The 12,001-nt window shown below is 28.9% G+C and carries 24 protein-coding genes; 3 read left to right on the top strand and 21 right to left on the bottom strand.

All coding sequences use genetic code 11. The annotated features are described in order from the left end of the window. Nucleotides 1–601 precede the first annotated feature (601 nt). Nucleotides 602–817: a hypothetical protein gene (locus ACIQ56_RS16995; protein WP_397602225.1), complete on the top strand. Its 216-nt coding sequence runs from the start codon at nt 602–604 to the stop codon at nt 815–817. Between the two features lie 342 nt (nt 818–1,159). Continuing rightward, a complete protein-coding gene (locus ACIQ56_RS17000) occupies nt 1,160–1,528 on the top strand; it encodes a DUF805 domain-containing protein (protein ID WP_397602226.1) in 369 nt (122 codons plus the stop codon). On the opposite strand, the gene ACIQ56_RS17005 is transcribed toward ACIQ56_RS17000, so the two are convergent. From ACIQ56_RS17005 to ACIQ56_RS17015, 3 genes are all read right to left on the bottom strand, one after another. After that, nucleotides 1,525–1,791 carry a YodC family protein gene (locus ACIQ56_RS17005; RefSeq protein ID WP_397602227.1) on the bottom strand — a complete coding sequence of 89 codons (267 nt, stop codon included), beginning with the start codon at nt 1,789–1,791 and terminating at the stop codon, nt 1,525–1,527. The two genes, ACIQ56_RS17000 and ACIQ56_RS17005, sit on opposite strands and share 4 nt — an antisense overlap. A gap of 265 nt (nt 1,792–2,056) precedes the next feature. Next, complete coding sequence (locus tag ACIQ56_RS17010) at nt 2,057–2,494, bottom strand: hypothetical protein (RefSeq protein ID WP_397602228.1); 438 nt, start codon at nt 2,492–2,494, stop codon at nt 2,057–2,059. A gap of 2 nt (nt 2,495–2,496) precedes the next feature. Next, entirely contained in the window at nt 2,497–2,784 is a 288-nt protein-coding gene (locus ACIQ56_RS17015) for a hypothetical protein (RefSeq protein ID WP_397602229.1), read from the bottom strand. Between the two features lie 349 nt (nt 2,785–3,133). On the opposite strand from ACIQ56_RS17015, the gene ACIQ56_RS17020 reads away from it, so the two are divergent. Continuing rightward, nucleotides 3,134–3,337 carry a hypothetical protein gene (locus tag ACIQ56_RS17020; protein WP_397602230.1) on the top strand — a complete coding sequence of 68 codons (204 nt, stop codon included), beginning with the start codon at nt 3,134–3,136 and terminating at the stop codon, nt 3,335–3,337. Nucleotides 3,338–3,538: 201 nt separating this feature from the next. On the opposite strand, the gene ACIQ56_RS17025 is transcribed toward ACIQ56_RS17020, so the two are convergent. The 18 genes from ACIQ56_RS17025 to ACIQ56_RS17110 form a co-directional block, all read right to left on the bottom strand. After that, entirely contained in the window at nt 3,539–4,030 is a 492-nt protein-coding gene (locus ACIQ56_RS17025) for a helix-turn-helix domain-containing protein (RefSeq protein ID WP_397602231.1), read from the bottom strand. 62 nt (nt 4,031–4,092) lie between these two features. Continuing rightward, entirely contained in the window at nt 4,093–4,512 is a 420-nt protein-coding gene (locus tag ACIQ56_RS17030) for a hypothetical protein (RefSeq protein WP_397602232.1), read from the bottom strand. A gap of 420 nt (nt 4,513–4,932) precedes the next feature. Next, nucleotides 4,933–6,456, bottom strand: coding sequence for a VapE domain-containing protein (locus tag ACIQ56_RS17035; protein ID WP_397602233.1), 1,524 nt, complete (start codon nt 6,454–6,456; stop codon nt 4,933–4,935). Continuing rightward, entirely contained in the window at nt 6,453–6,800 is a 348-nt protein-coding gene (locus ACIQ56_RS17040; protein WP_397602234.1) for a hypothetical protein, read from the bottom strand. The genes ACIQ56_RS17035 and ACIQ56_RS17040 overlap by 4 nt, the downstream gene beginning before the upstream one ends. Nucleotides 6,801–6,846: 46 nt before the next feature. Next, entirely contained in the window at nt 6,847–7,077 is a 231-nt protein-coding gene (locus tag ACIQ56_RS17045; protein WP_397602235.1) for a hypothetical protein, read from the bottom strand. After that, nucleotides 7,074–7,292: a hypothetical protein gene (locus tag ACIQ56_RS17050; protein ID WP_397602236.1), complete on the bottom strand. Its 219-nt coding sequence runs from the start codon at nt 7,290–7,292 to the stop codon at nt 7,074–7,076. Before ACIQ56_RS17050 ends, ACIQ56_RS17045 begins: the two co-directional genes overlap by 4 nt. 14 nt (nt 7,293–7,306) lie before the next feature. Beyond that, complete coding sequence (locus ACIQ56_RS17055; protein WP_397602237.1) at nt 7,307–7,588, bottom strand: helix-turn-helix domain-containing protein; 282 nt, start codon at nt 7,586–7,588, stop codon at nt 7,307–7,309. A gap of 63 nt (nt 7,589–7,651) precedes the next feature. Continuing rightward, nucleotides 7,652–7,891, bottom strand: coding sequence for a hypothetical protein (locus tag ACIQ56_RS17060; RefSeq protein WP_397602238.1), 240 nt, complete (start codon nt 7,889–7,891; stop codon nt 7,652–7,654). A 1-nt stretch (nt 7,892) separates the two neighbouring features. Beyond that, entirely contained in the window at nt 7,893–8,309 is a 417-nt protein-coding gene (locus ACIQ56_RS17065; RefSeq protein ID WP_397602239.1) for a hypothetical protein, read from the bottom strand. A gap of 5 nt (nt 8,310–8,314) precedes the next feature. Continuing rightward, entirely contained in the window at nt 8,315–8,713 is a 399-nt protein-coding gene (locus ACIQ56_RS17070) for a hypothetical protein (protein WP_397602240.1), read from the bottom strand. A 2-nt stretch (nt 8,714–8,715) separates the two neighbouring features. After that, complete coding sequence (locus ACIQ56_RS17075; RefSeq protein WP_397602241.1) at nt 8,716–9,246, bottom strand: class I SAM-dependent methyltransferase; 531 nt, start codon at nt 9,244–9,246, stop codon at nt 8,716–8,718. Then, nucleotides 9,230–9,451, bottom strand: coding sequence for a hypothetical protein (locus ACIQ56_RS17080; RefSeq protein ID WP_397602242.1), 222 nt, complete (start codon nt 9,449–9,451; stop codon nt 9,230–9,232). The genes ACIQ56_RS17075 and ACIQ56_RS17080 overlap by 17 nt, the downstream gene beginning before the upstream one ends. Continuing rightward, nucleotides 9,429–9,728 carry a hypothetical protein gene (locus ACIQ56_RS17085; RefSeq protein WP_397602243.1) on the bottom strand — a complete coding sequence of 100 codons (300 nt, stop codon included), beginning with the start codon at nt 9,726–9,728 and terminating at the stop codon, nt 9,429–9,431. Before ACIQ56_RS17085 ends, ACIQ56_RS17080 begins: the two co-directional genes overlap by 23 nt. Before the next feature lie 25 nt (nt 9,729–9,753). Then, entirely contained in the window at nt 9,754–10,146 is a 393-nt protein-coding gene (locus tag ACIQ56_RS17090) for a hypothetical protein (RefSeq protein ID WP_397602244.1), read from the bottom strand. A 3-nt stretch (nt 10,147–10,149) separates the two neighbouring features. Next, nucleotides 10,150–10,404, bottom strand: a complete 255-nt coding sequence (locus ACIQ56_RS17095; RefSeq protein WP_397602245.1) for a hypothetical protein — start codon at nt 10,402–10,404, stop codon at nt 10,150–10,152. After that, nucleotides 10,401–10,778, bottom strand: a complete 378-nt coding sequence (locus ACIQ56_RS17100) for a VRR-NUC domain-containing protein (RefSeq protein ID WP_397602246.1) — start codon at nt 10,776–10,778, stop codon at nt 10,401–10,403. The genes ACIQ56_RS17095 and ACIQ56_RS17100 overlap by 4 nt, the downstream gene beginning before the upstream one ends. 2 nt (nt 10,779–10,780) lie before the next feature. After that, nucleotides 10,781–11,044, bottom strand: coding sequence for a hypothetical protein (locus tag ACIQ56_RS17105; RefSeq protein ID WP_397602247.1), 264 nt, complete (start codon nt 11,042–11,044; stop codon nt 10,781–10,783). Beyond that, the coding region (locus ACIQ56_RS17110) for a DEAD/DEAH box helicase (protein WP_397602248.1) at nt 11,028–12,001 on the bottom strand (974 nt) is incomplete at its 5' end. The genes ACIQ56_RS17110 and ACIQ56_RS17105, both read right to left, overlap by 17 nt.

Consider the following 12,001-nt stretch of genomic DNA (forward strand, 5'->3'; position numbering starts at 1 on the left):
AAAAGAAAATCTTAATAATTATTATAAAAATATAATAATATAATTAACGTTTTATATTTAGTGCCTTTATCTATGCTTTAGAATGCTCCTAGATCCTTACTTTCATGAATCTACCTTAATCATATCTGATGGATTTTTTTTATCACATGATTTTTGCATGATTTAACACCAAATATACAATAATTAAACATATGTTTTAATGATATTTTAATATATATTTTTATAATAATAATTAATGTACATTAATTTTAAGATATTATAAATATATAATAAATATTTAAACCTTATTTAAAGCCCAAAATAATAACTTATTTTCTTAAAAATCATTAACCGACCGTAATTTTTATATAATATGAAATTTTTTTTTTATAATATTATGTAATTATTAGATTATAAAAATCGATGACATCAATATTACATTACCAAAAAATTTAATTTAATGAATGTTTGGTTTTTTATTTTAAGGGGCTTAGTCATTAAAATTTTTCAATTTTTATTAGCATTTGCAATTGTATATGAAGGGAAAATATAATTTTGCTTATTTTATTTGCTTTAAATATTTTAAAAATTCTTGATTTAGAGGCATGGAGGCTTAAAATCTATGAAAATAAAAAAGATTGGTAGGCCAGCCCCGACTTGGCTTAAAATGCTTCCAAAAGGAGAATATACATTAACAAAACTGATCAAATTATCTGGCAAAAGAAAATCTACCATTGTAGGTGTTTTAAAACGGCATAAAGTTTTATGCAGGTACGAACACAATAACATATATATAATAGCTGTTTATAATTGGAAAGGATTTAACAATGAACAATAAAAATATAGAATTAAAAAATGAAATTAAATTTTGCATTAAAAACATTGATTATCTACAAGATATTTTAGAAAAAAATGATAGTTATAATAGTTTAATTAGAAAGCACATCTTAATTTTATTAAAAGTTAATTATATAAAAATTCAGGACAATTTAAACTCGCTGCTATTTAAAAAAAATCAGAGCATTTACATTAAGAAAGAAGTGAATATTATTTCACAGAAAAAAGCATGATTTTATTATTTTTAATACATATTAATTATGTATTAAAAATTATTATCTAACATTTTTGTAATTTTATTTTATTTATGAAAAAAAGTATTTTTTCCAAGGAGGAATTATTTATGAATTTTGTTGACTCAGTTAAATGCGCCTTAAAAAATTACAGAACTTTTAGGGGAAGAGCATCTAGATCTGAATTTTGGTATTTTTTACTTTTTGATTTTTCTGTACTTTTTATACTGGTATTTATTAATAAATTTATATACGGAGAAAGTAATGAATTTAATTTATTAAAATTTTTAATATCCATTATTTTTATTGCCCTTATTCTGCCTTCAATCACTGTAACTGTTCGTCGTTTGCACGACATAAATAAAAGCGGGTGGTGGATTTTTCTACAAATAATCCCATTAATTGGGCCTTTAATTATTTATGTTTTGTGCGCTTTGCCAAGCACAAATGGCACAAATAAATACGGGAATAAGCCCTAGGGTTTATTTTTAATTTTTTCAAGAGCGTCTTGTGGAAAAATCTCTTTCCCAATTTGATGATCACTATATTTATAATTAAATGAAGCACCATATTTGTTATTGGATGAAGAAGCATTCGGCAGCGATAAACCCTCTGGAAAATCGCTTACCCTATTAAACCATTTACATGTAATCGAATTTTTCCCTGCACTTATTACAGTCATAGGCATTGAACCGCTTTTTAATTGCACTACATCCCCAACTTTAAAATTATTTGATGACATTTTATCTCCTTTCACATCAAGCAGAAATAATACCAAAATAAATGAATATAGCTAGGATACATCTTGCTATTTTCACATTGTTTTAAATAGTGACTGTGTCATATAGGAATAAATAATTATTTAAATATTAGTAATTTATTTTTTTTATTTCATTTTTTTAAAATTATATTTTTCATAAAAAAGCGTGATTTATTTTAAAAATAAAAAGCCCTAGGGAGTCCTAGAGCTTATTTTTTTAAGATTTCTTCCATGCTTATTTCCATTTTTAAGCAGCTTTATTTTTTATCAATAATTCAAAATATTCTCGATCCAAATCGCAATCAATCGCTTTTTCAAATCTTGATTTGTGGAAATTAGGAAACAATAGCTCTGTTTTTACGGCTTCTAAAAGCAAATGACACAACATTTTACTAGGTTTTCTGCCACGAACTACATTATTTAATGTACTTCTATCAAGCTTTAAATAAGCTGATAATTTACTCATATTTACGCCTAGAAAGTACACAATTCCACGGACTTCGTCAGATGTTAATAAAGAATCTTTTTTTATTGATTTCATATAGAATTTATATGCAACAATTCTTTCTATTCTCATCGCTTCAGCATAACTTAGAGTTTCCATTTCATCAATTTTTTCAAAAGTCGCTTCTGTTTTTATATTACCCAAAAGGCTTGTATGTTCATAAACTTTTTTAATTTTCATATTTAAACCTTTCTAAATATATGGATAACAATAACATTATCTTTTAATACTACAGCCGCTTGTACATCCCTATTTAAATCATCTTTACATTCATATAAAAAGCTTCCTTTTGTCGATGTTGGAAACCTGTTATTATCTGATAGTTTTCCCTTAGTATGTTGTATAAGTTGGTAAATTTCTATGATAGTAAAAAGCCTTTCTTTATGATCATTAATAACATGATCCGTTAAAACAATTTTTCCCTGTATTCTTAATTCGTTAAAAAGCTTCCTTGCCTCTTTAAGCTTCATTAAAACAACCCCCTTATGATGTATGATACATCATTATTGTTGGGTTTGCCAATATTTTTGTTGTAATTTGCTTTAAATTGGGGATAGTGCGTTTTTTACACGAATACGGGTGGGGGGTAAAAACTAGGCGCGGTAAGGATTCCACCAAAAATGGGCCACGAAAAAATTTAAAATTCGGCAGTCTATAGACTGCATGATTTTACTTAAAAAATTGCGGTGGTCGGATATCCGAAATCGTCGGTCGGCTTGCCGTTTTGGACGGTCGGAGTATCACACTTCGTAACAATTTGTTTTAATTAGAATTAATTATTTTGTTTCGTTTTTCCGAAAAGAAAAAACTGGAGAAATTATGAAAAGAAAATTTATCTATATTTTAATGACTTTTATCTGTTTTTCATATGTAAGAGCTTGTTATGCTTGTCCAGAGGGGCAACATTCCGTTTGCGAATATGACCCAAACAAAGGAAAAAGTGTTTGTATTTGCAAAAAAAATGATTCTGAATCTAGCACTAACAAACTAGTTTGGCTAAGTGTTTCTCTTGTAGCAAAATGAGTGTGGTTATCTGAGGGGGGTATGTTCTGAAAATGGGTACCCCCCTCTAAGGAAAACGACGGGGTGGCCCTATATGCTAAGCTTTGCGTATTAATTCGATCCCTAAAGACCTTCCGAAATGCTATACAACTAATCGAAATTGTTACCTTAATCCACACACCATAATGCTAGTTATCATAACTGACTTATTTCGCTCATGTTTTAGGCACTCTCAACCTCTTTGACTGCCTCAATTTCTATCGGTTTTTCGGCCTTGGTTTGCTTTAATCGTGCAACGAGATGAGCTTTAAGTTTTTCAATCTTTTCAAGCTGATCTTCAATTGACAGGTTAGAAACGTCCTCCACTGCCTCTTTTTCATTCACAATTTCCTTACGATCACGCCAATCACTTGGGAAACGATTCTTTAAATAGAACAATAACGGAACAGGATGAGACTTTAGTTTGCCCTCAATTTGTTCCTTTAGCTTTGTTTCGGCCCATAGTCTCGACTTCTCATCTGCAATTCGTTTAGCAGCTCTGAATTCTGGATAATCTCGCAACCAGTTGTATATTGTGCCTCGATCAACTCCCAGAACACCAGCAAACGACTCTACACTATAACCCTCTTCAAAATGCTTGATAATCTGCTTACAATACTCAGGCTTATATTTCGTACAAGTTTTCGGTGTTGAAATTGCCTTATTTTCTATCATGTATTTGCTCTCCTATATAGCTATTTCTTGTTAATTTAATACTTCCATATTTTGTGTTGTTATTATTGTTTAGTCCCTTTGCTTTGTTTATAAGTTTTAATGGCATTTAATAGTTTTTCAAGATACTTTTCTGCAAAATCAATAGACTCATTCGTTTCACATCGATTGATTATTTTATATTTAAGTTCATTAGCTATATAAGATGGGACTTTTTCTTCAAATAAAGAAACACGATTTACAATTTCTTGGAATCGAGAGTCATCACTCATTGGATGTGTTGTTATATTATTGTTTTTCCATCTCAAATCTGTACAGAACTCGTTTAAATCTTCTACTGTTGCGACTCTTAATCCTAATATATTAAGAAAAATGGCTTCATCTTTATCAAGTTCAATAAATTCATCACTATCATAAATTGCGTTTTTATTTTTACAAAATCCACTCTTATAGTCTGTCAGCCATTGGTTCCAATTTCTCTTCATTGTGTCCTCTTTATTGTTTTTGTGAATTATGGTTTAATTTAACAAAACCATGCGTTACTTTAATTATTTTTTGTTACCTTATTTTACTTATTTTAGCTATATTTTTAATCAAATCGTCATTTTTTCTCCTAATTTTGGGTGAGATCTGTTCTATCTGTTCTGGTTCTGTTCTACTTCTGTTCTGCATATTATCCTTATTTCATATATATAAGTCTAATTTAGAACAGATAGAACAGTAAAAATGGAAAAAGTAATAGGAAATGAAAAAATACATGTTACCTTAACGAAATATATACATCTGCTAGAAGCTTTATGGATTTTCTCTGTTCTTCTGTTCTAAATAAGATTTATTCAACTCTCCCTAAGAATACTTTAGAACAGAACAATCTGTTCTGAAATGTTCTTCTGTTCTAAAAACGCCTAAATTCGTGGCAACAATTGACTAGTGAACTCTTTGTTGAGCGCATAGTAACGTTGGCCATTCAGTATAAATGAGGTGACTTTTAATTTTGCTTTTAGCTTAATTCCAAAGTTACGCTTAGAATCGCTATGCAAGCCAGAACGAGAGCAGAAATGACAATAGTCATCATAAGCATCATTGAGTTTGCAATGCGTGGTTCCTTGACTTAAAGAACGCTCTTCTACCCATTGTTCGACCGAGTTTTTATCACGATTTAATTCTTGCTGTTCCTTTATTTCTTTTTTGCACGCACTGATAAACGGTCTGTCCACAGATTCATCTACATCTTTCCAAATTGCGAGATAATCTATTTTATTAATTTCATCCCAATTGCATTCCTTAAGCACTTCTACCTCATAAAATCGACGCATTCCTGTTTCATCTCGTATGAGCAACGAAACAGGCTTGTTGGACGTTCCTATAAATGTACAGTTGTTACTTATGCGCAACATATTGTGAGTGAACAGCAAACGAAACTTAATAAATTCCGCTGTTATTCGCTCTTTAATTTCCTCGATATCTGCTTTTGTTGCTCCTTTCATTTCGTCAAAAAACATAATATAGTTTGACTCGAAAAATTTTGAGTTACGGTCATCTGTTAAATCTGTAAACTTACCCTCGATCCAAAGACCATCTAGGGGGCTAATAAATTTCTTAATGGCCTCTGATTTTCCTATTCCTTGTGAGCCATAAATAATAGGCATGAGATGATCATAAACTTTTTTACCGAAAATCTTTCTCTTCACTTGCCAAATAAAATGCCTCAAAACCATATCTGTAATATGGTCATATTTCCCAAGTAATGCAGTAACGAAACGTTCCATATTTCGATTTAAGTCAGCCTCAAAATTTAATGTAGAAATTATTTTATTACGAATTTTCTTTAATTCGGCTGCCATTTTTAAATCAAGTGCATTACGCAACACTTGAAGAGTTATTCTTGTTTTATCTGGTTTGTTTGTTATAAAATCACAATTCATAACTGCTATAGCTTCGTCAATTGGGAATTTTTCGCCATCTATAGAAAGCTCATTACTGGAATGAATTTGAATATTTTTTGAAGCAAACCATACATCAAGCCATCTACGAGGGTCGTTTTCGATAATAATATTATTAATTTCGGATTTTGCTTCTAATTGCCAAGAATCGTCATCGGATTCCTCACGAAGTAACGACGGTTCAGAAATAAAATTGACTTCGGATTTCCACGCAATAATTGCTTCGTTTGCAGTTTTTGAATCTACTTTTTGCGTCTTTCTTATATTAATACAAGCGTTTTTAAGGTTTGTATATTTAATAAGTTTACAAACTCTATTTCGGTAGTCTGTAATTTTATAATATCGCTCACCGTCGCAAAGATATTCTTTTTCGAGCATTGCAATAATTTCAAGAAATATATCGTTATCTCTTAATGCAAATTGAGAGCGTTTCTTGATATTTTGCTTATGAGATTCTTTTAATAAATCGACGACTTTATCGCTCATTTATTGGCCTCAGACCATTTAATAATAATATTTGAAACAAAATCTGAAGATAGACTGTATATTTCAACTTTATATCCTAATTCTTTAAAATATTTATTAAAATTTTTAAGCTTATCTCTCTTGTAAAATTCGTTAATAAAACTCTGAAATGAGGAACGTCCAACGTTTATTAATAACTCAAAACTACCTTTTTTAATTTCTTCAAAAATATTATTTTCAATAATTTTTATACATTCTGAGGAATGCAATTTATAAATAAAATATTTATATTCTTCTTTCTCAAGTAAATTTGGATCATTAATAAATTCATTTGTTTCCTTATATGCTTCTGTAGCTGTAATCATCCTTAATCTCCCGCTTATTTTTAAGTATTAAAGTTTCTTATATTTATTAATCTTTCAAACATAACTCTTTAACATTTGAAGAAATTTCAATGTATTCTTTTTCTGTTATTTTAGTTTCTTTAATTAATTCAATTATATTTTTATTAGTTTCATTAATCTTTATTTGCCAATCTGTTGCCCATGTACCAAATAGTTTTAATTCTAGATAAATTTGAAACATGTAATATTCTTTATATAACAAGAGACTTTTAAGTTTACATTTTCGAACATCTGTCATGATTTTTTAAATCCTATTGAAATAATTTTTTTAAATAAATTTTTAAACCTAATCCACAAGCTTGCTTTAAGATGCTTTAAACTAGTTAATGATGAATCAAGCATGTCATCATGAGTATATTTTTGAAATGAATCAAAAATTTCACTTGTATTTTTTGAATCTTTTTTTAACTTTCTTACCCACAAATAATTTCTAATAACTTTAAATATTTTCATGATTAAAACCTTTATCATCTATTTTTAAGAGCATCTATAAGTCTCATGATAATGTTTTTATCACTCTCTTTCAATGATAATAAAATATCATTATTTTCTAATTTTAAACCCAATAAATAGTCACAACTTACATTTAAAGAAGATGATATTTTTGCTAATATCTCAGCACTTGGATAACGACCGCCACGCTCATACTGACAAACAGCAGACTCAGAGATACCAATAAGATTAGCAAATTCAGTTTGATTTAAGCCTCTAGCTATTCTTATTTCTTTTAAAGTTTTTCCAATCTCCATAATAACTTCCTTTTAAAAAAATCTATTAACTTAAAAATCCTAATGCTTCATTTTTCCACTTGCTTAATTATTTGCAAAATGGTCATCAAATTTTTTGACCAAAGTTTTACAATAAGCTTCTAAATTTTTATCTTCAAACACTGGCTTGTTATCTTCACTAATTTTATCAACATGATTTTTAAAAATTTCTTCTATAGCTCCGAAAGGCAGATAGTCTCTATTTAAAACGTAGAAAAATGTTTCAAGTTTTGATTTATTTATAGAGTTTTTTTCTATCTCAACTAGGCTAATTTCATTAAACATTTTATAATCTCCTAAAAGGAATTTCTGGAAATACAAAATCAGAGCTATCTTTCTCTATAAACTCTAAAGTAACTTTAACTTTAGAAACTTTTTTATACATACTTTTTAAATTGTCATAATCATCATTTAAGCCTGAACATTGATGTTTTAAGGCTACTTCCATAGGGCATTTTCCAAATGGCATTACACCGAAATTTTCACCTAGGTAAGTTTCAAATATATATTTACGAGGCTCAATATATTCTTTAAATTTGTAAGGCTGCATTTTTAAAAATTCACTATAATCTTTTATGGTATTAACATTTGTTTCTATTAAATTCTTTTCTTTATTTATTCCATAAATGAAATTTAATTCATTTATAACTTTTTTACCATCTAACATTAATTTAAAAGCTTGATATTGATCTAAATTAAACATTTTAATTACTCCAATATTTCTTGCATAGTTATTTTAAATTTAGAAATTATTTTGTAATCATCTAGCAATGGTTCTTTTTTACGATAAATATATGATGTGTAATAACCAAAAGCTTGATCAGTGCATGAATTATCAAAAATCATTTTATTATTTGGATTTTCCCCAATAAATGCTTCAAACTCAAATTTTCGAGGCTTTTTAGGTTCAATGTATTCTTTGTATTTTAGAGCCTTATAAGATAAGAATATATCTTCATAAGTTATATACATTTTAACGTTTTCATTTACGATTATTTTATCTAAATTATTGTGATAAAAAAACATCCCTCCATTTATTGATATCACCGTTTTACCTTTTAACATCAATTTTAAAGCTTCTTTTGCGTTTAAATTAAATTCTTTCATGTTTATTTCTCCCACATTAAAACAGCGTCTTTATCTTCATTAAATAGTTCGATATAATCAGGATTAACAATCTTTTTCCAATATGAAATAGGAAGCAATCTTTCGTCACCAAAGCTAGGCGTTATCCATTTATCTAAAGGAACGTAATGAATTAATTTAGAACATGATTTTAATTGTCTCTTAATTATTTTTTTAATATCCGAATCGCTAAAATGTTCAAGAACACCATGCGATACAATAATATCTGGATTATTTTTATATTTGTGATTTAGAATATTCCCTTTTTTAAGTGCAACTTCCATACCTATTAAATTCTTACTTGCAAGTGAAAGCTGTTCACTACATTTGTCAAAAGCAGTATATTTTTTACCTTTTTGATAAACAATTTTTGTCATTGTAGCTATTCCACAACCTTCCTCAGAAAGAGAATCGTAGCTATTAATTTGTTCTAGAAAAGGTTCATATCTTTTTTTACAATAAGAAGGGTATGAGTCACCTACTCTTAATTTATAAAATCTAGCCCACTGACTCATTTTTACTTTCCTTAAATTCGATTTTATCGGTTACTTTATCAATAATTTTGTCACATACCTGAGAAAGATTTTCATTTTCATATTTTGGTTTATAAACAAAATTAAATTTTTCTATTTCTTTTAAAGCATTTTCTATATCATCAAAAGTCAGGTTATTTTTGATGATGTAATATAGAAAAGCTTTAAGTTTTAAGTTCGAGATCACGACAATGTCTCCTAAAATCTAAAATTGTATTAATGTTAAAAATCATAAGAGATAAGAAAGAAAACAAAATAAGGTTATTCATTAAAATTAAGTAATAAATTACAAGTATTGCAAATAACATAAAAGAATGTGCAATAAGCATGTATTTTATTCTAATTAATTTGCTAGATATAATTTGTTTTTCAACATTAAACTCTTCTTTTGCTTCCTTATAAGCAATGTTGTAAGCAACTCTAAAGTCACACATCACTTTGCTTTCAACTTCTTTATATTCCATTAAAATATCTCCTGAATATAATACGTTAAAAAACATCCATAACAATTATAAACTCATTTGTTTTTTCTTTTTTTGTCTTTTTATTTGCTTTTTTAGAGATTATTAATTCAATATTTTCTTTGTCATTTTCTGAATTTCTAATCTCTGTATTTAAGCCCTCAGTTATTTCAATGTAATATTTTGTGCTTAATAAAAATGGCACATCAACATATTTTTTATCTAATAAAATTAATTTCTGCTTATCTTTCCCATTGATTATTTTTTTTATTTCTTCTTTAATTTCATCAGATTTTTCTTTTAAATAAACATAACTTCTAGTTTTTTTAAATTGTTCCCGTTGAAAATCTGATTTTAAAACATATTGCTCGATAATTTCTTCGATAATTTTAACGTGTTTTATTTCTTCATTTTTATTCATATTTTATGATCCTTGTGTTTTTGCTATTAGTCCAACTAAACAGGCGCCAACGTCGCCAACTTCCTCAGATATCCTTGTTTTGTTCGATTTCTCTTGAAAAAGTTCTGCTTCTAACTCAATTAATTCTTGACGTAATAATTTTATAATTTCTTTTAATTCGTAATCTTCAAAATTAGGTTTAATCCTATTTTTTGGTAAATTTAATTGATTTAATGTAATTTTATGTAAGAATTCACATTCATTTTTATAACGTTTCATTTCTTACCTTTTTTCTTTTCTTTTTCTGGCTGATTTACTTCTGCTATTCCGCCATATATTTTTATTTTATTTAAGAAATTTTCTTGGTCTGGCTTAAGCTTTCCTTCTGGTGTTTTTGATTCAACTGCTTTAAATATTGCAATTCTTTTTCCCACCATATCAGGCGTAACTATTATTGAATCAAAACCAATATTGTCACTTGACCCCTTAAAAAGCCCAAAATTAACACGGCCACCATATTTAGTTTCTAATTTTCCCACATTGTTTCTAAATAAACGTGTATATTTTTCCTTTGAATTTTCTATAAATGTAAACAATTCTTTGTCTTCTGATTGTTCTATCATATCTTGACGCATGATATTAATTTCTTTCAAATTTACCTCCCTAATATGTAATGCTTTTTATCTTCTCTGTAGCGTGTATCTTTAAATCTAAAAATATATTCTCTTTCAAACACATCATCGTAGTAATTCATTTCATCTAATAATTTATGGCATTCTGCACACCTATATTTTTTATATCGTTCAATTTCTTTTCCACATTTCATACATTTACCATGTGTTACTTTTATGGGTTTTAACCCTATTAATTTTCTAGCTCTGTTAATTTCATCAAGTTTGTTTTTATCCTCTTTGCGCATTGTATTTCTCTCGCGCTAGCAATTTTCCAGCCCAAACATGATCAGCCCATCCTTTTTTGAACCCTCTTTTTTTCTCGATTTCCTTTAACTCATTTAAAGAATCTGCTTTTTTTATTTCTCTTTTTTGTCTTATTTTTATTAATTCTCTTTCTTCTTTTGAAAGCTCTTGCAACTCGCCTTTTTCTGTTTTTAATTTTTTAATTTCAGTTTTATATTTATGACCACAACTTGGGCATGCAGGAGCTGGCTTGTGACAACAAAAACAATTTGGGCATTGCTTCATTGGTATTGTTGGCTCTTGATCTTTACGTGATTTTTTTGTTCCTGCTAACGTCCATTCTCTTGGTGTATCTGCAAAACCGTGTCTTAAAGTGTTCCCGACGTGGTCATTTAAAAATGCAAATTTTTTACCTTCTGCTATTCTCGGAATTCGTCCAACTATTTGAAGATGTAATGCTAGGGATTGAGTAGGTCTTAAAATAATTCCAGCTTCAACGATTGGTATATCTGTACCTTCTGAAATAACATTCACAGAAGTGAGAACATTTATTTCACGTTTTGCGAGTCCTGATATTAAATTTTTTCTTGTTACCTTATCTAGTCCGCCATGGATGACATCAGAAGAGAAACCATTAGCGGAAAATTCAGCGGCTACGGCTTGCGCATGGCGAATAGAGGCACAAAAAGCTATTGCTGGAGCGTGGGGACAAATACGCGCATAGTGCGCTATAGCGTCGCCTGTGACGATTGATTGATTTAGACGCTCCTCTAGCTCATTTTGATCATAGTCACCGCCCAACGTGCGGACTCCTGTCATGTCGACTATCTGCGGTGGTACAAAGTAACGAATGTCTGTCAGATATCCATTTTGGATCAGCCACTCAACGGAACAACCGACAATAAGATCATCAAACAAACCTCCAGAATTCCGACCTAGCCCTTGCCCATTTGTTCTTA

Source organism: Silvanigrella sp. (genome assembly GCF_044369315.1).
In the GTDB taxonomy this organism is placed as follows: Bacteria; Bdellovibrionota_B; Oligoflexia; order Silvanigrellales; family Silvanigrellaceae; genus Silvanigrella.